This is a genomic window from Lentisphaera araneosa HTCC2155 (genome assembly GCF_000170755.1).
GTDB classification, from domain to species: Bacteria; Verrucomicrobiota; Lentisphaeria; order Lentisphaerales; family Lentisphaeraceae; genus Lentisphaera; species Lentisphaera araneosa.
Genome location: NZ_ABCK01000003.1, coordinates 306394 through 328172, shown reverse-complemented (window position 1 = coordinate 328172; position 21779 = coordinate 306394). Strand labels below are relative to the sequence as shown.

At 42.1% G+C, this 21779-nt stretch carries 17 protein-coding genes; 5 read left to right on the top strand and 12 right to left on the bottom strand.

Annotation, left to right across the window (positions count from 1 at the left end; genetic code table 11):
- Nucleotide 1 precedes the first annotated feature (1 nt).
- Both LNTAR_RS04320 and recD2 read left to right on the top strand, forming a co-directional pair.
- Complete coding sequence (locus LNTAR_RS04320) at nt 2-799, top strand: TrmH family RNA methyltransferase (RefSeq protein WP_007277417.1); 798 nt, start codon at nt 2-4, stop codon at nt 797-799.
- Nucleotides 796-3009: an SF1B family DNA helicase RecD2 gene (recD2, locus tag LNTAR_RS04315; RefSeq protein ID WP_007277416.1), complete on the top strand. Its 2214-nt coding sequence runs from the start codon at nt 796-798 to the stop codon at nt 3007-3009. The genes LNTAR_RS04320 and recD2 overlap by 4 nt, the downstream gene beginning before the upstream one ends.
- Here recD2 and LNTAR_RS04310 read toward each other — a convergent pair.
- The 3 genes from LNTAR_RS04310 to LNTAR_RS04300 form a co-directional block, all read right to left on the bottom strand.
- Nucleotides 2996-3709 carry a hypothetical protein gene (locus LNTAR_RS04310; protein WP_007277415.1) on the bottom strand — a complete coding sequence of 238 codons (714 nt, stop codon included), beginning with the start codon at nt 3707-3709 and terminating at the stop codon, nt 2996-2998. The genes recD2 and LNTAR_RS04310 overlap by 14 nt on opposite strands.
- On the bottom strand, nt 3706-4926 hold the full coding sequence (locus LNTAR_RS04305) for a serine/threonine protein kinase (RefSeq protein ID WP_157473215.1): 1221 nt from the start codon (nt 4924-4926) through the stop codon (nt 3706-3708). Before LNTAR_RS04305 ends, LNTAR_RS04310 begins: the two co-directional genes overlap by 4 nt.
- 141 nt (nt 4927-5067) lie before the next feature.
- On the bottom strand, nt 5068-6456 hold the full coding sequence (locus tag LNTAR_RS04300; RefSeq protein ID WP_007277413.1) for a tetratricopeptide repeat protein: 1389 nt from the start codon (nt 6454-6456) through the stop codon (nt 5068-5070).
- Between the two features lie 171 nt (nt 6457-6627).
- Here LNTAR_RS04300 and LNTAR_RS04295 point away from each other — a divergent pair, with 171 nt between their 5' ends.
- Nucleotides 6628-7731, top strand: coding sequence for an aspartate/ornithine carbamoyltransferase family protein (locus LNTAR_RS04295; RefSeq protein WP_007277412.1), 1104 nt, complete (start codon nt 6628-6630; stop codon nt 7729-7731).
- Between the two features lie 31 nt (nt 7732-7762).
- Here LNTAR_RS04295 and LNTAR_RS04290 read toward each other — a convergent pair whose 3' ends face one another.
- From LNTAR_RS04290 to LNTAR_RS04250, 9 genes are all read right to left on the bottom strand, one after another.
- Entirely contained in the window at nt 7763-9235 is a 1473-nt protein-coding gene (locus tag LNTAR_RS04290) for an amidohydrolase family protein (RefSeq protein WP_157473212.1), read from the bottom strand.
- A gap of 119 nt (nt 9236-9354) precedes the next feature.
- The gene (locus tag LNTAR_RS04285; protein WP_007277410.1) at nt 9355-9681 is read right to left on the bottom strand and encodes a HesB/IscA family protein; all 327 of its coding nucleotides are present in this window, start codon (nt 9679-9681) and stop codon (nt 9355-9357) included.
- A complete protein-coding gene (locus LNTAR_RS04280; protein WP_007277409.1) occupies nt 9678-10247 on the bottom strand; it encodes a NifU family protein in 570 nt (189 codons plus the stop codon). Before LNTAR_RS04280 ends, LNTAR_RS04285 begins: the two co-directional genes overlap by 4 nt.
- A gap of 4 nt (nt 10248-10251) precedes the next feature.
- A complete protein-coding gene (gene sufU / locus LNTAR_RS04275) occupies nt 10252-10683 on the bottom strand; it encodes a Fe-S cluster assembly sulfur transfer protein SufU (protein WP_007277408.1) in 432 nt (143 codons plus the stop codon).
- Entirely contained in the window at nt 10680-11897 is a 1218-nt protein-coding gene (locus LNTAR_RS04270; protein WP_007277407.1) for a cysteine desulfurase, read from the bottom strand. The genes sufU and LNTAR_RS04270 overlap by 4 nt, the downstream gene beginning before the upstream one ends.
- Complete coding sequence (gene sufD, locus LNTAR_RS04265; RefSeq protein WP_007277406.1) at nt 11891-13195, bottom strand: Fe-S cluster assembly protein SufD; 1305 nt, start codon at nt 13193-13195, stop codon at nt 11891-11893. Before sufD ends, LNTAR_RS04270 begins: the two co-directional genes overlap by 7 nt.
- 6 nt (nt 13196-13201) lie before the next feature.
- Nucleotides 13202-13954: a Fe-S cluster assembly ATPase SufC gene (sufC, locus tag LNTAR_RS04260; protein WP_007277405.1), complete on the bottom strand. Its 753-nt coding sequence runs from the start codon at nt 13952-13954 to the stop codon at nt 13202-13204.
- Between the two features lie 21 nt (nt 13955-13975).
- Nucleotides 13976-15415, bottom strand: coding sequence for a Fe-S cluster assembly protein SufB (sufB, locus tag LNTAR_RS04255; RefSeq protein WP_007277404.1), 1440 nt, complete (start codon nt 15413-15415; stop codon nt 13976-13978).
- Nucleotides 15408-15851 carry an RrF2 family transcriptional regulator gene (locus LNTAR_RS04250; RefSeq protein WP_007277403.1) on the bottom strand — a complete coding sequence of 148 codons (444 nt, stop codon included), beginning with the start codon at nt 15849-15851 and terminating at the stop codon, nt 15408-15410. Before LNTAR_RS04250 ends, sufB begins: the two co-directional genes overlap by 8 nt.
- Before the next feature lie 885 nt (nt 15852-16736).
- On the opposite strand from LNTAR_RS04250, the gene LNTAR_RS04240 reads away from it, so the two are divergent.
- Nucleotides 16737-18320, top strand: coding sequence for a hypothetical protein (locus tag LNTAR_RS04240; protein ID WP_007277401.1), 1584 nt, complete (start codon nt 16737-16739; stop codon nt 18318-18320).
- On the top strand, nt 18320-21715 hold the full coding sequence (locus tag LNTAR_RS25140) for a cytochrome c biogenesis protein (RefSeq protein WP_007277400.1): 3396 nt from the start codon (nt 18320-18322) through the stop codon (nt 21713-21715). The genes LNTAR_RS04240 and LNTAR_RS25140 overlap by 1 nt, the downstream gene beginning before the upstream one ends.
- The last annotated feature ends 64 nt before the right edge of the window (nt 21716-21779 follow it).

The following is a 21779-nucleotide window of genomic DNA, read 5'->3' as shown; positions in this document are numbered from 1 at the left end:
AATGCATATCTCAAGTCTTAGCAACCCTCGCATTAAGCACATCGTAAAACTGCGCGAAAGACGCTACCGCGATAAAGAACAAACCATGATTATCGAAGGCTTTCGCAGCATCTATCGTGCTGCGGACAATGGGGTGTATCCAAAAGAACTTTATATTTGCCGTGATTTTTTCCTTGGGAAAAATGAAGACGAGTTGATCCAGAAACTGCAAGACGAGGGTGGCACGCAGATTTTTGAGACTGAACAAAATGTCTTTAAAAAAATATCTTACCGCGATCGCCCTGAAGGTTTATTAGCGCTTACGGGATATTTTCGCAAGCAAGTCGACGACCTTGAGCTCAGCGACCCACCCCTACTCGTCGTGGCTCAATCCATTGAAAAACCCGGCAATCTCGGGACGATCATTCGTTCAGCGGATGGCACTGGAGCGGATGGCCTCATACTCTGCGATAAATGCACCGACCTCTTTAACCCCAATGTGATCACGGCCTCTACAGGCATGTGTTTTTCTTTGCCTATTGCGGAAGCCGCAAGTCAGGACACCATCAACTATCTCAAAGAAAATAATATTACTATCCTTTCAGCAACCCCCCACGCAGATAAACTTTATACCGACGTCGATATGACCGGTCCCATTGCCGTGATTGTGGGCGCTGAACAATATGGTTTAAGTGAAGAATGGATGAAGCAATCCAGCATTAATGTCAAAATCCCAATGCTCGGCAAAGCTGACTCCCTAAACGTAGCAACTGCCACTACTCTACTACTCTACGAGGCTGTACGTCAACGTCAGCAATGAGCGACTTATTCACTTATCAAAACGATGATGAACCTGAAGACATCCCTTTGGGTAAGCATACCCTTTATGCCTCTGTTTTACGCCACCTCTTTGTTTCTGATGATAACTCCTATTGCGTCACCAAGATTTTTGCCGATGAACTGGGAGAAGTAACTGCTGTAGGCGAGATGCTTTCTACTGCGAGTCCCGGTCAAGAAATGGAAGCTACGGGTCAATGGATTAAGCATAAGCAATACGGGCGTCAGTTTCGCATTGATTCATTCACCATAAAACTCCCTAGCTCCGAAGAAGGCATGATTCGCTATCTATCTGAGAACCTCCCCGGTATTGGTCGAAAAACGGCCGAGAGCATTGTCAAACACTTTGGCTCCAAGACTTTTGACGTGCTCGATAACTACACCTCTCGACTCAAAGAAGTCCCTGGCATCGGCAAGAAGAGAATTGACGAAATTTCCAGTACTTGGGAATACGGCAATCAAGAACGCAATCTAAAAGTATTTCTCCAAGGCTTAGGCTTAACCGCGCGCCAATGCTCTTTGATTATGGAACAGTATGGAGATCGCAGCGCTGCCATCATCAAAGACAATCCTTATATCTTAGCAGAAAGCATTCGTGGCATAGGTTTTATCCAAGCAGATAAACTCGCTCAAAACTTGGGAATCGAAGCCACTAATCCTTTTCGCACTGCCTCTGGAATTGTGCATACAGTAAAAGTCCAAAGCCAAGATGGCCACACTTGCATGCCGCGTGAATTCTTACTCAATAAAGCCAGTGAAATGTTAAAGGTGGACACAGCCAATATACTCGAAGGCCTCCAGCGCGCCATTAAGGACGGATCCATCATCGAGGAAGTCCACCAAGAAATGTCTTACCTCTATGAACGTCACCTTCACAATGACGAAGAATCTTTACTCGATCATCTACTCGGCTTTATCAAACTCGATAAACAGTACCCGCACGCACAATCAGAAGTCGACTTTCTCAATAGCGAATTAAACACGGAGCAGAAGCAAGCCGTCAACACCAGCTTTAACAAACGTCTCAGTATCATTACCGGCGGCCCAGGCGTGGGCAAAACAACCACGGTAAAAGAAATTGTTCAGCAATCGCGAAAGCACGGTAAAAAAATAAAATTAGCGGCTCCCACTGGACGTGCTGCTCAACGCTTGGGCGAAGCTTCAGGCGCCAGAGCACTAACTATTCACCGCCTCCTCATGAGTGATAGTGAAAGCGAAGGCGAATTTGTCTTTAATGAATATAAAAAGCTCAAATGCGATATCTTGGTTGTGGATGAGGTATCGATGCTCGACATAAGCCTAGCTCGGAAACTTTTTGCGGCGATTGACCACAATGAAACTCATTTGGTTTTAGTTGGTGACCCCGACCAGCTACCCTCTGTTGGACCAGGCTTTGTACTCAATGATCTCATCGAATCCCAACTCATCCCCCTCACAGCTTTACATCAAGTTTTTCGTCAGGCTTCATCAAGCCGCATCATTACCAATGCCCACCGTATTAACCTAGGCCAAGAACCTGACCTTCGCCAAATTGAAGGTGACCACAATGACTTTTATTTCATCCACCAAGATGATCCCGAAAAACTCTTCCCGATGATTTCAAAAATGATCAAAGAGCGCATTCCGCAAAAGTTTGATATCAGTGCCAAAGACATCCAAATCCTCATGCCCATGAATCGAGGCAAATGCGGATGCGAAGCCCTCAACCTTTATCTCCAAGAAGATCTCAATGACATCCATAAGAAGCAATTCAATTTTGGCAAGAGCCGTTTTATTTTGGGTGATCGAGTTATACAGACAGTCAATAACTACACCAAGAAAGTCTTCAATGGCGACATGGGTTACATCGTCGATATATATAATGAAGAAAAGAGCTTTATCATTGATTTTGATGGGCTGCAAGTGAGCTATGATTTTGAGGAAGCTGAACAAATACGTTTAGCCTACGCCATCACCATACATAAATCACAGGGCTCAGAATTCCCTGCAGTAATTGTCCCGATGAATACGAGCCATTATATCATGTTGAAAAAGAATCTACTATATACGGCTATTACTCGTGCAAAAGAACTGCTCGTGCTGTGCTCGAGCCGACAGGCCATTTCTCAATGCATTGCCAACAAGGGAATGAGCAAGCGTTTTACCTTACTAAAATATAAACTGCAAATCAGTCAGATTACTACATGTCAGTGAAGCGTTCGACTTCATCTTCTAGCCATTCATTAAAGCGTTTATCCACCTGAATCTGCACATCCATTTTCTTCATACGCTTATTTTTGATCTTAAGTTGCGTATGCGACTGAGGCAAGACAACTTCTTCCTTTTCTTCACTTACATTGATCAATTCACGGCGATAAAAAGGTAAGAGGATTTCACGTAACTTGGGCATGGGTTTACATTCTGTGGTGCCAATCGTATGATCAATATTGTAATGCAAGGCAATCGAAGATATCCCGGCATATAAAATGGCGATGGCTGCAAAAAGGTAAAAGAAAAACTCTGTATCTGGAATCTTACTAAGAAGCATCAAGAGCCAAATTGGAATCAAGTATTGATCTGAACTGAACTTTCGCAGTTGCAGTGCTGTGTATTGAGCAAAAAACGGCAAGGAATTCACTGGGTTACGCATCAGAAAGAGCAACATCGCTGTACACAGCATGGTCAAAGACAAACTCAGAGTGGGATGAATCCCATGACCAAAAATAATCAAACTGGTAAAAAGAAGCCCTGGCTCAAAATAAACGAGTGTCTTGGTGCGCGACTTAACTTCAACTTTCGCGCTATGAGCTGGAATGATATTAAGACGCCCGCAACTATTGCAATTCATTTGTTGATCAATAGCAGATGGGCGAACTTCGTGTTCAACCCCACAGTGTTTACAGGCAAATTTCATGAGTCTCTACTTTCAGCTGAATCCTTTTCTATCATTTGACGTTCAATATCTTGTAGACCTAAGCTCTCAGACGTTTTCTTAAGAAACTCTTTTTCTTGGTGACTCATTGAGTCCCAGTCTCCACCCATCAATTGATAAGTAGATTCATAAGCCTCTAGAGAATCCAAAGAAGGCAAGCCCATTTCCTTGCGGATCTTTTCTTCGATCTCACGAGTCTTCTCTTTTGAAACTCTTAAACGATCTGCTCGCTTATTGATTTCGCGTCTCTCTGCAGGAGCCATAATTCCATCCTGTAATAAAATACGCATAACGTCTTCAAGCAAGTCTGTCGGGCTCGTAACGATGCGATCAGGGAAAGCAGTGGTCTCTTTTTCCTTCTCAATTTTGTCTAAAAGTTCATTGAGGTCATTTAAAGCTGCCATTGAAGATTGGTAGCGTCCTTCGCGATCCACAGCTAAAAGTTTTTCAACAAATTCTACGAGACCTTCCGGATACTCTATATTAAAAGTAGAGAGTTTTTTATAGTCACATCCATCAACAATTTTCAAAATATCGTCCAAGCGAGTATCGCGAGGAATATCGTATAACTTTTGCCCCGTAAGCATTTCGTATAAAATTGCGCCGCAAGAATAGAGGTCAGCACGGCTATCAATATCTTCTTTACCTGCAAGCTGTTCTGGCGACATATAACAGGGAGTTCCCACAGGCATAAATTCTTCTTTACTCAGCACCCCACCTTCTTCTTTCGGTAGGTGAGCTACACCAAAGTCACTAATTTTCGGGCGTCCTTTAGGATCAAATAAAATATTCTCTGGTTTAATATCTCGATGCACCACACGCATGCGGTGTGCTGCAGAGAGACCATCAAGAATTCCTTGAACAATCAACATAGCTTCCTGAGGAGGGTATTGCCCCTTTTCATTAATCATAGAAGCCAAGTTACCCTCAGATAAATACTCCATAACTATGAAGGCGTAATTATCTTCGTACTCGGCATTAAAAATGACAACTATATTTTCATGATCTAGTTGACCAGCAATTCTCGCTTCTTGCTTAAAATGATCAAAAACAGCATCCCCTTCCGAAGAAGCTTTTTTCAAAAGTTTCATCGCAGCTAAGCGGCCTATCATCATGTCTTGTACTAAATAAACAACTCCATAACCACCCTGACCCAAAGTTCGCATCACTTTGTAACGATCTTGTAAATGTTTAGGCAATTGAGTCGACCCTACCGTTGATTGATTTTGTTCAAACAACAGAGTTTCGTTTATTTCTTTTGACTTCGAAAAAGGCGCTCCTAGCAACGATAACAACCTCTTAGGAAAAGAAGGTTTGTTTTTCGGTGACATACTAAAACCTTATGCTTCCTCTTGAGTTTCAGTATAACCCAAATCTTTAGCTTTAGTTAGATGGGCTTCTGCTTCATCATTCTCGCCAAGTGCCTTTAAAGAGGCTCCCAACAATTGATTGAGCTCGGCTTCGTTCCTGTCACGGGGTCTTAGTGACTCCAAAGCTTTGCTCAAGTCAATCTTGGCCTTATCAAAAATTTCTAAGCCAATACGACATTTCCCACGTAACATATAAGCACGAGTCGTAAAACGCGGGCTTGTGGCTGCTTTAGTTAGAGGATCAAGAGCTTCTTCAAACATTCCACGTTCAACCAATATTTCGGCGAAAGCCATGTTTGTTTTAGGGTCATTAGGGAAATGAGCTACTTGTTCACGCGCACGATCTAAGAGGATATCTTTTTTCGTTTGTTCGAGGTTTGCGATTTCTGCAATTGCTTCTTCTTTTTCTAAATCACTAGTTGCATCTTCTAAATGCGCTTTCCAAGATTCTAATGCATTATCAATACGACCTTCAACCGCGGTGAATACTAGCTTTTGAAGCTGTACATCTACAGCGTGTTCCATATCGAGTGCTTCTTGTAAAATTTCTACGGCTTGATCGAACTCGCCTTCACGGATAAACTCACGTGCTAAGCGCTTACGCGTATCAATTGTATCATTACCACTCATTAATTCTTGCACGTAGTGATCTGAACCTTTTGTAATGATCGTCGTATTACGAGTACTCTGAAGAGTTTGAGTTTCATAGACATCAACTTTTTCTTCTTTTGGCCCGTCACCCTCCTCTTTCTTGTTATCAAGGTTACCCTCATCCATAGCCATTTTAGCTTGGGAGGTGTTATTCATTTTGAATATGCGTTCATCATTGGGGTGGTATTTACGCAGTTTTTCGCAAAGATCTACAGCTTTGGCACCCATCGCATTCTCATTATATATCTGTGCTAGATACAAATTCACATCCGCATCAGTAGGGTTATAACGACTCGCTAATTCCATGATTTCTACGGAAATCCAACCCATTTCAGCTTCTGTTGCGGCTTCCGCAAGTAGGCGACTAGCAGATAAGTTACTGGGGTCATTAGCCAAAACTTCTTCACAAAGTCGAATAGCTTTTAAGAATTCACCTTTACGAATAAGCCCAGGAATTTTCACTGTTAGCGTGACGGAAAACTTCATAGCTACCATGGCTTGCTTAGCCGCACTTGGCTTACCACCAAATTTTAATAAGGCCGCTTGTCTTAAAGAGGCTCTTGCTTCCTTGAGTGCTGGAACTTGTTTTAAACAGTTTTGGAACAAATCGATGGCGTAGTCATAATTCTTCTGTTGCAAAGCTTCATCGGCTCTGTTGTAGAGCTCTCTAGTACGTTCATCAACTTCTTTTACAGTTTTGGGCTGCATCGTGTCTCCCGATTAAATGATTTTTAAAATAGTGAGCTAATCTAGTCCTCTTAGATTCGACTGACAATTCACCAGTCGTATTTCATCAACTTAAAAGAGGCAAAAACTTGACTTTATTTGTAGCCGAAGCTATGATTCGATCAATCTTAATTTTTTTAACGAGGATGACCCGTGCTCAGTGAAACAAAAAACATTACTTGGTCTGATTTCCAAGCTTTAAGTCCAGAAGAAAAGAAACCTTATTTCAGTGAGAACGGTCAGCTTTTTCACTGTCTTCATTCTCAACAATTTGATAGAGAATTCATCGATCATATCTATAAATTGACTAATATTATTCGCTCGATAAGCAAGTCCAAGAAAGGCTCCCTATTTCTTCAAGGTCTGATGCCACACTACAAGGCGATGCTCTATTTCATGCAGCCCTCTACGCGTACTTATCTCAGCTTTAGAACGGCCTGTCAAATCCTTGGAATACAGACGAGCGATGTTCGCGATGCGAGTATAAGCTCTGAAGTCAAAGGCGAAACTTTCGAAGATACGATTCGTACTTTCTCCTCTTACTTCAACTTTATCATTATGCGCCACCCGAAAGAAGGCTATGCGGAGCAAGCCGCCTACTGCCTTAACAATTCCGAGCGCCCTATCCCCATCCTCAACGCAGGCTCAGGTAAAGACCAACACCCTACACAAGCGATCTTAGATATTTATACATTGCGTCGTTCATTTGAACACTACGGTGGACTTGAAGGAAAGACTATTCTTTTAGCAGGCGACCTCTTACGTGGACGTACAGTTCGGTCTTTGAGTAAGCTGATCACTTTCTTCCCAGGAACTAAACTCATCCTCTCTTCTCCCGAAAAGTTCAAAATGGCTGAAGACGTCATTTCCTTCCTCGACGAGAAGCAAATGGATTATGAAGTGAGTAACGAATTCATTAAACACCTCCCCGAAGCAGACGCCATCTATATGACTCGTGTCCAAGACGAGCATGATACAGGATCTGATAAAAGTGAAAAATCTTTTCCCGAATTCTCGCTAAGAGCTGAACATCTTTCTATCCTCAAAGAGCACTGCGCTATTATGCACCCGCTCCCAAGAAGAGAAGAACTGGATAGTGCGATTGACAATGATCCACGCGCTAAATACTGGCGACAAGAGAGAAATGGCATGTGGGCTCGCGCCGCACTTATGACTCATATAACTGGCTATGATAAAAAAATCATGAGCTATTGGTCTGACATCTGTAAACAAGCCAATCACACAGCCGATATTTAATTTCCAAAGCCCTGTTCAATACGAGGCTTTTTTATTGCGTTAGTTTCTTTGAGAGCTCCGCCATATCACGTTCAAACTTCGAGAATTTTACAAGAACTCTCTTATGAAGCTCGCGTTTTTCTTCTTCGTTTAAAAACGAATACTTGACGCTATTAAAAACGTATTCTTTAATTTTTTTATAACTCGGCTGATAACGGCTCGCCAACAAAAGGTACTCCTTACTTAAGTTATTTCTCGATACTGCCGAGTCATCTGTGGAAATCACCATCGGCACTCCGTAGGCCTCATAAATGATGTAAGGGTGGTCTTGTCCTTTTACACCTAAAATAAATTCATTACTGGTCAAATTGATTTCAACCGCCGATTCATTCTTTATTTTTTCGAGAGTCTTAAGCGAATCTTTTTCGTAAGATATATCAATACCGTGGCCAATGCGTTGGGCTCCCGCAATCTCTAAAGCTTCTTTGATGTGAAATTGTAGGTTTTTTGGCCTGACCATGCCACAAGTTAATTCCCCCGCATGAAGAGCGCGATTGACGCGTGGGTATTTAGATTTTAAGTAATTAAACATTTGCATGTGTAGCGTATAGTCCCGCAAAGCCACGGAATTATTCTCTGGAGCCACAATATTAACACCGACGAGAAGTGGATTGCTTTCACATGCTAAATAGGCTGACAATAGCTCACAATAAACTTGTAGAGGATCACGAACTCGCACCGCGTAAGTTTGAAACCTCATCATAAAGTTTTCATCATCTATTCCCCTGTGACTGCGAGTTAAATTATTATTAAACAAATCCACACGTCCTAAAAACTGTACATTCCTGACAAGCTTGCCCTCAATCTGCTGACAGAGCTTATTAACTTGTTCTTGCTTAATACTGTCTCTAAACTCAGAAACTAATGAATTCACTTCCTCCGCAGTATAATAATTCTTCGCCTCAACACCAACATTAGCAATCATGGTCTCGATATAAGATACATTTTCTTTAATCGCTCGATCTTTTAGGATCCGTAAACCAAGGTCGTGATTTAGGGGAGATATCTCTTTGAAGTATTCAAAGCTATAAAAGAAATTACTATCTGGCGGCACTTGTTCGTGACAGTGATTGTAGTAATCCTTATTGGACCATAAAGTTAATAATTTTCTGTAGAGCACATCGTTTTTCAGAAGATCAGAAACCGTTAAAACCGAGTCTGTACTCGTCGTAATTGGTTTGGGAACAATTTTGAGTGTTGCCACATCAATGCCCCATTTTTTTTCCTGTAACCACTCTAGGTAAGTCTCTACGTAGATGCTACCAGAATAATGATGATGAAGATCACCACCTTTCGGCATTTGTGTTAAAAATAAATTGAGCTTAGCTCTTTGAGCTTCGCCACTTTTAAAAAAGCTGTCGTAAAGTTTAGCCGTAATAAGTTCATTATTAGAAGGCTCTAAGGCACAAAGGGACAAAGTCCACATTATGACCAAAATACTGTAAATAGATTTATTTCTGTTCATTCAGGTTCCCAAAGCTTAAATTGACCATGCTAAAATACTCAAGAGAAAACATTTCCCCAAATAAACTTAGATAAAAGCTAATGAATCTTTAAAGTTGGCATCCCTCAGAAAAGGCGGCTTTAAATTGAGAAAGACTCTCCGCAACCACAAGTATTTGAAGCATTAGGATTCACAAAGATAAAACCTTTACCCTCAAGGCTATCATCATAATCAAGAACAATCCCCTTAAGATAAACAGCTGACTTTGGATCTAGGAGAACTTCAAAGCCTTCAAAACTTAAAATATTATCACGCTCTTTTTGGCCATCAAAAGTGATCGAGTAAGAAAGCCCAGAGCATCCGCCACCTTTAACACCGAGACGGAGGCCTTTGCCTTCATCTTCTTTCTTGATGAGTTCTAAAACGTGTTCTTTGGCTTTCTCAGTTAGTTCTATCAAATCTTTCATAGCTCTTCTCCTATAACTGCTACTTCAATATCTGGATCAAACTCTGCTTGCAAAGTTGATTTAATGGCCATTAAAGTTCCCGTTGTTGAGCTCGCGCAACTATTGCACGCACCCTCATACATCACTTTTAAAATTTTAGACCCTAAGTCATAGCCCATAACCATAAGGTCACCACCATCGCCCTGTAAACTCGGACGTACGGTGCGATCTAAAATATCTTCAATTTGACGAACTTCAGGACTTAACTTCGCCCGTCTCTCTTCTTCATCTTCACCGACTTGAAACTCGGGGTCGTGCTTATCAATCCCATCTTGAAGCAAGGCAATAACAGCATCCTCTAACTCTTCCCAATACATGTCGCCATTTTGAGTCACTGTGATCACATTCTCAAAAAAGTGTACCTGAGTGATACAGGCAATCGAAAACAAAGTTGCCGCCAATTCATTATTGTGGCAATCCTCTGCGTTTGAATAAGAAACGCGCCCCTTGGTAATAACATCCAAATTGAGGATGAATTTAACCGCATTCGGGTTCGGTGTAGGTTGAGTAAAGTATTTTAAATCCATGTCATTATTCCGTAGAGATAGTATTATCTGCACCCTCGAGGGCTGCGTTAAAAGTTTGCCAAGATAAAACAGCGCATTTGACTCGCGAAGGGAACTGGCTAATCCCTGCGAAAGCGGCTATTTCACCCTCTGGATCCTGTTTTTCTCCAGAAGCCATTTTCATAAAATCGTTAAATTGTCCACGAGCTTCATCTAGTTTTTTTCCCACCAAAGCCGTGGTCATAATTGAGGCTGAGGCTTGCGAAACCGCACAACCCTTACCCGTGAATTTAATTTCTTTGACTTCATCATTTTCCACCTGCATATAAACCTTCACTTCATCTCCACAGAGAGGATTAAAACCCTCCGCATGATGACTGCAGGGATCCAAGTCACCATAATTGCGAGGTTCGCGATTATGCTTCAAAACCGTTTGCTGGTAGAGCTGATTTTTCACGCAAAGATCTCCTGAACTTTCTTGAGAGCTTTTACCAATTGATCAACTTCTTCTTTGGTATTATAGATCGCAAAAGAAGCACGTGCCGTAGCTACAATGCCAAAAGATTCCATCAGTGGTTGTGCACAGTGATGCCCCGTGCGAATCGCCACACCAGAACGGTCAACAATCGTACCAATATCGTGGGGATGAATATCTTTCATCGTAAAAGAAACCGCACCAGATTTATTCTTGGCCGTACCAATAATTTTTAAGCCTGGAATTTCTTGAAGTTGTTCATGTGCGTACTCAATGAGTTCTTCTTCACGCTCTTCAACTTCTTTCCAGTCGAAACTCTGAATGTAATCAATGGCAGCACCCAAAGCAATAACACCGGCAATATTAGGCGTTCCCGCTTCAAATTTATAAGGAGCCACGTTGTAAACTGTCTTGTCAAAACTTACCGAAAGAATCATATCGCCACCGCCAGTTACGGGAGGCATCGCTTCTAAATACTCAGTTTTACCGTAGAGCACACCTACGCCAGTTGGGCCATACATTTTGTGAGCTGAAAACACCATAAAGGTACAGTTGAGTTCTTGCACATCTACAGGCATGTGAGCAATCGCTTGAGCGGCATCCACTAAAACAGGAATACCTAATTCATTGGCCTTATCACAAATTTCCTGCATCGGATTAATCGTACCCAGTACGTTGGATACGTACATGATTGAAATGAATTTTGTTTTATCGCTGATAAGGGAGTAATAAGCCTCCATATCCAAAGAACCATCTTCGAAAACGGGAACAACTTTAATCACTATACCCTTTTCATCGCGTAACATCTGCCAAGGAACTATATTCGCATGATGTTCCATGGCACTGATAATCACTTCATCGCCAGCATTCAGTTTATTACGACCATAACTTTGAACAACTAGATTAACTCCAGCCGTCGTACCACTTGTAAAAACAATGTTATCCGTGCTATCTGCATTGATTAATTCTTTAACTTTACCGCGAGTCGCTTCATAGGATTCCGTCGCTCTCTCACTCAACCAGTGAATCCCACGGTGAATATTCGAGCATTCCTCTTTATAATGCTTTTCAACTGCACTCACCACCTGATTTGGCTTAAGTGTCGTCGCACCATTATCGAGGTAAGCTAAAGTCTTTTTATGAACCTGCTTTTCTAAAATGGGAAAATCCGCACGAATTTTAGCGATATCTAGCATGTAAGTACATCCTCGCCATCAAAGTAATTATCAAAAATTACATCGAGTTTAGGCTTAAGAATTGCGGGTGCTTTATCAATCACTTCATGCATGAAGCCTTTGATCAACATTTGGATCGCTTCTTCACGTGAAATACAACGCGTTTGCAGATAGAAGAGTTCAGCATCGCTCAATTGGCCAATCGCGGCACCGTGAGCAGCTTTTACATCATCTGCGTAAACATCGAGCTCTGGTTTAGCATCAACACGTGCTTGGCGACTTAAAAGTAAGTTACGGCTCATTTGAGTAGCATTCGTAAGCTGAGCATCACGAGCGATATTCACGATACCGTTAAAAACGCCACGTGAGCTATCATCAAGAACACCCTTGTAAAGCTGATTGGCTTCACACTCTGGAACATTGTGACGAATGATACCGCGATTATCGGCGTGCATTGTGCCTTTTGTGGTGAACAAACCGAGCAAATCTGTCTCAGCGTGCTTACCATTGAGCTCAACATCCATGAAATGACGACTCAAAGCACCACCAGATGAAAAAACGGAGGAATTAAATTTAGCATCAGCAGCAAGGCGTGCGCGTAGCGCTGATACATTGACGGATTCTTCACTTTCATTCTGCAAGCGACTATAAGTCAGAACTGAGCGCTCCTGCAAAACGATATCAGTCATAATATTATTAATTTTTTTCACTTCGCCATCGCGATCAGCGCAAGTTTCGATAACAGTCGCTAAAGCCCCTTCTTCTAAATAGATGAGGTGACGAGAAAAATTAACTGCACTCTGCTCAGCGCTACTAAAGTTTAAGATGTGGATGGCAGTTTCGCTGTAAGCTCCCTTGGCCACTTTAATAAAGGCACCATCACGGAAAGAGCTCTTGTTAAGTGTTTCAAAGACATCCTCTTCTTCACTCACTTCGTATTCGAGTATGTTTTGAACATCGTGAGCTAAGTCACTATTGAGTGCTTGCGAAACTGGCACGACAGAAAAACCCTTGGGTAAATCTACAGGTAAATTAGAAAGTTCTTCAGAGAAAGATCCGTTAATAAATACGAGTTCAATACTTCCTTGTAAACGATGAGACGCCAAAACTTCGTCACTCACATTAACTTGCTGTGCAACTTGATAATCGAGTTCTAAAACGGCACGCAAAGGAGTGTATTTCCAACGCTCATTATGGCGACCTGGAAATTCTAACTCAGAAACTTTAGACGCATGGCTTTTGCGAAAGTCGCCAAGCCAAGTGCCCGCTTCTGAATCGATCAGTTCACGGTTGAGAAATTCTTTAGGTAATTGGGTCATATTCGCCTACTTGACTAACCAGTCATAACCTTTTTCTTCGACTTCCAAAGCGAGCTCAGGACCACCGCTTTTCACAATTCGACCTTCAGCCAAAACGTGAACGTAATCGGGTTTCACATAGTCGAGTAAACGCTGGTAGTGTGTCACTAAAATTGTCGAGCTATTTTTGCTGCGGAGAGTATTGATACCCTCAGCAACAATCTTCATGGAGTCAACATCGAGACCTGAATCCGTTTCATCCAATAATTTTAAACGAGGATTGAGGACTGCCATCTGTAAAATTTCGTTACGCTTTTTTTCGCCACCGGAGAAATCTACATTAACTGGGCGATCGAGGAAACCACGCTTGATTTTGAGGTCATCCATCTTTTCACGAACGAAGTCAACGAAAGCTGCGTCTTCCATCTCTGGAACACCTTGGTGACGGCAAATCGCATTAAAAGATGCTTTGAGGAAACCTAGATTAGAAACACCTGGAACTTCTACTGGGTACTGAAAACTAAGAAAAACACCTTCGCGTGCAATATCTTCTGGCTCCATATCCGTGAGGTCTTTTTCTTTGAAGTTTACTTCATAGCTAACCGTACCTTCAGTCACTTCGTAGTCAGGGTGACCAGCGATGATTTTTGATAAAGTACTTTTACCTGCACCATTGGGGCCCATAATTGCGTGAACTTCACCTTCATTCACTTCAAAATCTAAGCCTTTGAGAATAGTTTTATCCGCAACTTTCGCGTGTAAATTTTTAATTTTTAACATTCTAATTATCCTTTTTTAAATCTATCCAATGGAGTTTTCAAGTTTCATTTCTAAAAGCTTTACAGCTTCAACCGAGAACTCTAAAGGGAGCTCCTTGAAAACTTCTTTACAAAAACCATTTACTAGTAAGTGAATTGCTTCTTCCATGTCAATACCACGAGAGAGCAAGTAGAAAATTTGATCGGCACTAATTTTTGACGTCGAGGCTTCGTGCTCTAAAACAGCCGTATTATTCTGTACTTCTAAATACGGGAAGGTACTCGCACTACATTTGTCACCAACGAGCATCGAGTCACATTGCGAGTAGTTTCTTGCGCCTTCCGCACCAGGCATAATTTTCACTAACCCGCGGTAGCAGTTGCGCGAATCATCCGCAGAAATACCCTTGGAAATAATCGTCGATTTCGTATTCTTACCGATATGGATCATTTTTGTACCCGTATCAGCCTGCATCTTATTATTTGTAAGTGCCACTGAGTAGAATTCACCCGTGGAATTATCACCTTTAAGAATGACTGAAGGGTACTTCCAAGTAATTGCTGAGCCCGCTTCTACCTGTGTCCAAGAAATAAAGGAGTTGTCACCTTTGCAGATACCTCGCTTTGTTACGAAGTTATAAATACCACCCTTACCATCTTCGTCACCAGCGTACCAGTTCTGAACTGTGGAATACTTAACTGTGGCGTTTTCTTCCGCAATAATTTCAACCACAGCGGCGTGTAATTGATTTTCATCGCGCTGGGGAGCTGTGCAGCCCTCGAGATAATTCACGTAACTGCCCTCTTCGGCAATAATGAGTGTTCTTTCGAATTGGCCTGTTTCGGCAGCATTGATTCGGAAATATGTCGACAAATCCATGGGGCAAGTCACCCCTTTTGGAATATAGCAAAAGCTACCATCTGTAAATACCGCGGCATTAAGCGCAGCATAAAAATTATCGCCAACTGGAACAACGGAAGCCATATGTTTCTTGACGAGTTCGGGGTGATCCTTAATGGCTTCTGAAATAGAACAAAAGATCACACCGTGTTCGGCTAACTCTTCTTGGTGAGTTGTACCAACTGATACTGAGTCAAAAACCGCATCAACGGCAACGCCTGTTAAACGCTTCTGCTCGGAAAGCGGAATACCCAATTTTTCAAAAGTTTTCAATAGTTCGGGATCAACTTCGTCTAAACTCTCATGCGTTTCAGCCTGCTTTGGTGCTGAGTAATAAACGATATCTTGGAAGTCTATTTTTGGGTAGTCGAGGTCTGCCCATACAGGCTCAACCATTTTCTTCCAGCGTGCAAAAGCTTTGAGACGAAATTCGAGCATCCATTCGGGCTCTTCTTTACGTTCAGAAATAAGCTTAACCACATCTTCGTTTAAGCCTTTGGGTATAGAGTCAGTTTCAATATCGGTTACAAAACCAAATTTTTCCTGACTGAGGGCACTCGTAAAAACTTCATTTTCACTCATGACAAAATTCCTTCATTTGGGGCTGAGACTCTCTACCTTGTAAGAGATCCAAGACTGTCATCTCAGCAAAAAATTTTCTTAGCAGCTCATTGAGCCTAGTAATGGGGTCCACTATATTGCAGGTTGAAATCATATCACATTTACATGCATCGATGACGCAGTTTGCCAAAGAGATATCTCCAGAGATTGATTCAATAAGATCTAAGAGCTTAAGTTCACCCAAATTTTCTTGAATCAAGTAGCCTCCATGGGCTCCTTTGATTGATTTCAAAATACCCGCCGAAGCCATTTTCTGCATAGCTCGTGAGGTCACATCAAAAGGCGCACCATAAAGCTCGCATATCTCTTTCACTGTACTCATCTCGCCCTCATTCACATTTTTCATGTGCTGAAGAGCTATAATGGCATATTCAACTTTTTTATTCAGTTTAAACATAAGAGGTCCATTTTATATTTACGCCCGCATAATTACCACGAAAACATCTCGTGTCAATGCAAATACGTTTTTTTTAGCCGTATTTAAAATAAGCTCAACTTAGAGTACTTTTCAACAGTACTTAAGAAATACGGGCATTTTTATCTTATTTAAATTTTTTACGCTAGAGAAAAAGCGTTTTTTTGAGATTTTTTTCAGAGCAAAATCATTAGCTTCATCTGTTAACTGTAGTAGTCGATGAGCGTATAAATCATTAATATAAACAAAAAAAGGACCGTGAAATAAACCCACTGCACCACCCATGGCCTTTCTCCACTCTCTAGCAGTATACTCTTCATGTAATTATGGCATTACTCATGCCCACACCTAGATGTAAATATTTTTTCTTTTTAAAATTTTAAATCTTTATTGAGTAAAAACTATTTTGAATATATGAGCTTACAAATTGAAGATTTCATTAAACAGAACTGTCATCTAAGTAATTGTTAGCACAATTATATAACGAATCAGTTTATTGTTAGGAGACACCATGAAAAATTAGATTGTACTTGTTTGACTTTATTTCTCGCATAAAATTATACCCACAGAATTAAAAATACACCACAAACTTATAATCATACAATTATCATTTATTAGCGGTAGTAGTCGATGAGCGTATAAATCATTAATATAAACAAAAAAAGGACCGTGAAATAAACCCACTGCACCACCCATCGCCTTTCTCGGTGCTCTGGCAGTAGACTCTTCTTGTGATTTATGACATCACTCATGCTAACACCTGACTTTTCGTGCTTTTTTTTAAACATTAATTTTCAATCTCTTTGTCTTTAAAGGTGACTCGAGTAATATAGGGGCATTGAATTAATTTAAAACATCTTATTTTTTATGAAAAACTTAATTTACACTATTTCTGCGATTGTCGTCATTCTTATCGTCATCTCACCCAAGCTCTTTACCAGTAAAGATCAAATAACTACATATATAGAAACTGATCAAAACCTAGATGCGCCAAAAGCAAATGCCTCCGCCGCGCCAAGAGCCCCTTCTATGATGAGCCAAGCCAAAGCTGAAAACGGCGGACTTATTGCGCTCATCGCAAATACCCCCAAGTACACATGGTTCGTCAAAATCATCGGTCCATACCAAGCAGTTAAGAAACAAGTCGACAACCTCGACCTCGTCATTAAAACACTCGACCTCTCTCACGGTGATCACTTGCACTACGATATCCCCAAAGATTGGACCAAAAAGCAGGCTTCATCCATGCGCGTCGCAAGCTTTGATGCTCCAGGCGGTGTTGATATCTCATTCTCTAAACTCCCTGCAGGTCAAAGCCTCAATGCTAATGTCGTTCGTTGGAAAAAACAAATCGGACTCAGTGGTGATCCCACAGAAGAAGAGTTAAGCGAAGTCAAAGAAAACTGGCACCGCGTCATCCTCTTTAATGAAGACAGAAAAGACATGAAGGCACCTAAAGAAAGCAAATCCTCACAGAGCCCTCACTCTAGCTCAGCACCTTTCGCATCCGGAATGGCTGCCGTCGCTGATGACGCCAACTCCATCATGGCCGCTATCATTGAACGTCCTGACGCCACCTGGTTCCTAAAACTCATTGGCCCCGCTCAAGAAGTTCGCGTCCAAGCCGACAATATCATTACAGTTATAGGTGCTCATAGCTTCACTGCTGAAGGCAAACTCGAATATCCTGTCCCTACTGACTGGAAAGAAGTTCCATCATCTTCAAGCATGCGCATTGCCTCTTACAAAACTGGTAAAGTGGACATCAGCCTCATCAAATTAGGCCCAAAACAAAATATCGATGCCAATGTCTCCCGCTGGAAAGGTCAAATCGGGCTCGACACTCAAGTTAAAGTAGAAAATGAAATCAAGAGTTTCAACATCCAAGGTAACACGATCCACATCGTCAAACTGATCAACGATAACAAAAAAGTTGAAAAGGCTCCAGAAGCCCCCAAAGCACCAGTAGCCAAAAAAGTAAGTGAAAAAGAAGACTGTGCCAATTGCGAAAACTGCGCGAGTAAAGATCAACACAAAAGCAATGAGGCAAAACTCGAAACTCTCCAACTCAATCCTTCTGACAAATGGAAACAGCTTTCGGCTGCAGATGGCATGTCACTTGGAAAATACGAAATGAAGCTCAATGATTCAACTTATGGCTTAAGCATCACCCAGATGCAGGGCCCCATGCCCATGGAACGAGTTTATAATATGTGGTTCGATCAAATGGGTCTCAAAGGCCAAGATCCTAATGACTACATTGAAAAAGTAAAAAGTTCTGACAACAAAGATCTCGACTTAATTAAAATTAGTAATGACAAAGAAATTTTAATTTCAGCCTCATTCCAAGGAACGAGCAAAATATTTTTTAAAGTTCAAGGTCCTGCAAGCCAAGCAGAAGAAGCCCTATCAGAATTTAAGTCTTTGATCACTAGTGCGAGGTTCGAATAATGGAAAAAATTATTAAAAATTTAGCGTCGTTAAAAATAACCATTACGCTATTTTCTCTTTCAATGTTCCTCGTACTTGCAGGAACACTTGCTCAAATGGACGACGGTATTTGGACTGTTGTTGACGAAATCTTCCGCTCATACCTCACAAAAATCGAGCTCAAGCTCTTCTTCCCCCGAGCCTGGGACCTTGGCTTTCTCAGCAAGGCTTACATCTACATGCCTGGTGGTTTTTTAATTGGCGCCGGCCTTTTTATCAACCTCACCTCTGCTTACCTCGTTAAGTTCAAACTCGTCAAAAACAAAAAGCACCTTGCGATTGGCGCAATCTTCACGGTCATCTCCCTCATCTTCACCTTCGCCATTGTCAAAGGTTATTTCCACGAAGAAGTTTCTTCCACTGTGGGCGCCGCCTACATGCGAGTCGTCTACCGCTTAGCACAAGGCCTACTGCCCTCTCTGTTTATGTTCATTGCCTGCTGGTTCCTCTACGGACAGAAAAAAGCGGCCGTTGTCCTCATCCACTTCTCTGTCTTCTTACTTCTCATTGCAGAACTGGTCACTAAACTTGACGCCATAGAATCCACTATGGTGATTCCTGAAGGCCAAAGCACTTCTTACCTCGACAACAATATTGAGTACGAACTCGCCGTAATCGAAAAACTCGATGCCGATCAGAATAAAACGACAGCAATTCCCATGTCCATGTTCAATTCTGCGGGCGATAAGATCCAACATGAATCACTCCCCTTCACGATTGAAACGATAAAATTCTTCAAAAACTCCGAGATGAGCACCCAACCTTCTCCCACAGAAGGTGCCACCGCTGGTAACGGACTCACTCATCATATCTACGGCAGCGAAGTCAGCGATGGCCTCGGAAGTAGCAAAGACGTTCCAGCTGGCCTCTTTAAGTTCACATCAAATGACGGCAAAGATTTGGGCACACGCGCTTTCTCACTCTACTTCTACTCAAACTTCACAAGCCGTAATCTCCCTAACCGTTACGAAGAAATGGAAGTGGATGGCAAAAAATACCGCCTCATGCTCAGAAATAAGCGTTCCTACCTCAAAGGCGACAGCCAAAACACTGCAACGATCAGCCTTATTGATTTCAGTTTTGATCGCTATATGGGAACAAATACTCCAAGAAACTATTCGAGCCTCATTCGCCTCGAAGATCCAGAAAACGGCATCGATCGCGAAGTGAAAATTTGGATGAATAATCCGCTTCGTTTCGATGGAAAAACTTTTTATCAACAGAGTTTCAGCCAAGATGAATCCACAACCGTTCTTCAAGTCGTGCGTAATAGTGGCTGGATGCTACCTTACATCTCTTGTACAATGGCGGCAGTAGGCATGATGATTCACTTCCTACTCATTCTCGTCAAATTCCTCAAAGGCTTCTTTAATCGTGATTCTGCCCCTACAGGTTTCAAAGCATGGCAATTTGCGATCTCCGCACTTCTTATCTTTGGTCTGTTCATGACTTTATCGCGCAGCACAAAAACTAAAGAAGTTGATGAAACAAAAGAGTTCAACTACGAGAAGGCTGCCACCATACCTATGGTATACAAAGGCCGTACAAAACCCCTTCATACTGTAGCGCAGAACTTCCTCGTTTTCTTAAGCGAGAGCGCAACTTTTAAAGTCGAAGTCAAAGATGGCGATAAAGAAGTTGAAGAAAAATACAAAAAATTCGAAAGCCGCCCGCCGGTACAATTTTTCCTTGAAGTAATTTCAGCGAAACCGACTGCCTACGAACATCGCGTCTTCCGTATCACTCATCCTCAGTTGATTGAGAAACTCGGACTCGACCAAAAACGTCACCGCTTCCGTTATGCCCTCGTTGAATTCGCCGACAAAATCAAGGACCTACAAGGGGACATGGAAAAACTCCGCAACCTCAAAGCGGGCGAACGTGACTCCTATCAAACCGCTCTCGTGGACTTTGAGCAACGAATTCAAACTTTCCACCTCATGACCAATGCTTTCTCTACAAGCTTTTCCAACACGGCTCAGGGCATTAATCAATATCATGCCATGAACAAAAACATTCTGAAGTTCAATCCACCGCTCGTCATCAAAAACAGTGATAAAAACGATTGGGATACTCTCGCACACTCGATTTCCTCTAACCTCATGTTAGGAAAAGGTCTCAACGATAACACTGAACAACTCGCCGTTTCTCTCTACTATTTTTACGATGACAAGCACAAAGAATTCAACGAAGCCATCGACAAATTCTTAGAGATCAACAAAGAAATTCGCCAAACTCGCCTCACTGCGATTAAATCAGAACTCGAAGAGAGTAGAACGGAATTCACCAAGACTAAAGCGAATAATGAGCTCAGTAAAAATGAGAAAGATACGAAGCTAACTGAACTCAGCTCACAAGAACACCGCCTTGAAGGTGAGCTTCAAGTTTGGGAAACCGCTGAAAGCAAAACGAGTTTTGAAATCACTTTCAACAAAATCAATCCTTTTGGTCTCTATCACTGGTATGGCCTTGCATTTGTTCTCTGCGCCCTCTCGTGGCTCTTCCGTAAGCCTTGGATCAATCGCTGTAACTTGCATTTCCTCACCGTACTAGCTGCATTGCACACCTGGGGCCTCATTGCACGTGTATACATCTCTGACTACCCACCGATCACCAACCTCTACTCCACTGCCATTTTCATTGGCTGGATGATTGTTGTCTCGGCACTGATTATCGAAGCGCTCTTCAAGCGTGGCATCGGTAACATCATTGCGGCTGTTTGCGGCTTCCTCACACTAAATATTGCCAACGCTCTTTCTTTGGATGGCGACACAATGCAGATGATGCAGGCAGTTCTCGATACCAAATTCTTCCTCATGACTCACGTAATCACCATCAACATGGGTTATGCCGCAACTTACATCGCTGCCATGGCGGGGATTATTTCTTTGATTTACGCACTTTTCAAATCTGAAAAAGAAAACAAAGAATTATTCAAAATCCTCAATTCAACAATTTACGGAACGATTGCCTTCGCGATTTTCTTCAGCTTCATCGGCACGATTCTCGGTGGCCTTTGGGCGGACGACTCTTGGGGTCGCTTCTGGGGCTGGGATCCTAAGGAAAACGGTGCCTTACTCATCGTCATTTGGTGTGCCATTATCCTTCACGCTAAAATGGCTGGTATCGCTAGATCACGTGGCATCGCTTTGCTCTCAATCTTTGGCGGTGCGGTGACGACATGGTCATGGTTCGGCGTTAACCAACTCTCAATTGGTTTACACAGCTATGGCTTCACGAGTCAGGCAGCTTTCTATGTCATGCTTGCCGTTGTCACTTTCACAGGCCTCAGCCTTATCGGTTTACTCCCCTTTTTCCAATGGAATAAGGGTAAGAAAGCCTCTAAATCAAAATAACTTACTTTTTTAAGGTGATTGAGCACCAATTACTTTGACAAGTTTTTGTCTTGAGTAAGTTTAG

Coding starts and splice junctions, on each gene's coding strand:
- LNTAR_RS04290 (WP_157473212.1), bottom strand. CDS start 9,235: ATGAACAGAAATAAATCTATTTACAGTATTTTGGTCATAATGTGGACT.
- LNTAR_RS04250 (WP_007277403.1), bottom strand. CDS start 15,851: ATGTTTAAACTGAATAAAAAAGTTGAATATGCCATTATAGCTCTTCAG.
- LNTAR_RS04320 (WP_007277417.1), top strand. CDS start 2: ATGCATATCTCAAGTCTTAGCAACCCTCGCATTAAGCACATCGTAAAA.
- LNTAR_RS04285 (WP_007277410.1), bottom strand. CDS start 9,681: ATGAAAGATTTGATAGAACTAACTGAGAAAGCCAAAGAACACGTTTTA.
- LNTAR_RS04300 (WP_007277413.1), bottom strand. CDS start 6,456: ATGCAGCCCAAAACTGTAAAAGAAGTTGATGAACGTACTAGAGAGCTC.
- LNTAR_RS04240 (WP_007277401.1), top strand. CDS start 16,737: ATGAAAAACTTAATTTACACTATTTCTGCGATTGTCGTCATTCTTATC.
- LNTAR_RS04310 (WP_007277415.1), bottom strand. CDS start 3,709: ATGAAATTTGCCTGTAAACACTGTGGGGTTGAACACGAAGTTCGCCCA.
- LNTAR_RS04270 (WP_007277407.1), bottom strand. CDS start 11,897: ATGCTAGATATCGCTAAAATTCGTGCGGATTTTCCCATTTTAGAAAAG.
- sufB (WP_007277404.1), bottom strand. CDS start 15,415: ATGAGTGAAAATGAAGTTTTTACGAGTGCCCTCAGTCAGGAAAAATTT.
- LNTAR_RS25140 (WP_007277400.1), top strand. CDS start 18,320: ATGGAAAAAATTATTAAAAATTTAGCGTCGTTAAAAATAACCATTACG.
- sufD (WP_007277406.1), bottom strand. CDS start 13,195: ATGACCCAATTACCTAAAGAATTTCTCAACCGTGAACTGATCGATTCA.
- recD2 (WP_007277416.1), top strand. CDS start 796: ATGAGCGACTTATTCACTTATCAAAACGATGATGAACCTGAAGACATC.
- sufC (WP_007277405.1), bottom strand. CDS start 13,954: ATGTTAAAAATTAAAAATTTACACGCGAAAGTTGCGGATAAAACTATT.
- LNTAR_RS04280 (WP_007277409.1), bottom strand. CDS start 10,247: ATGGATTTAAAATACTTTACTCAACCTACACCGAACCCGAATGCGGTT.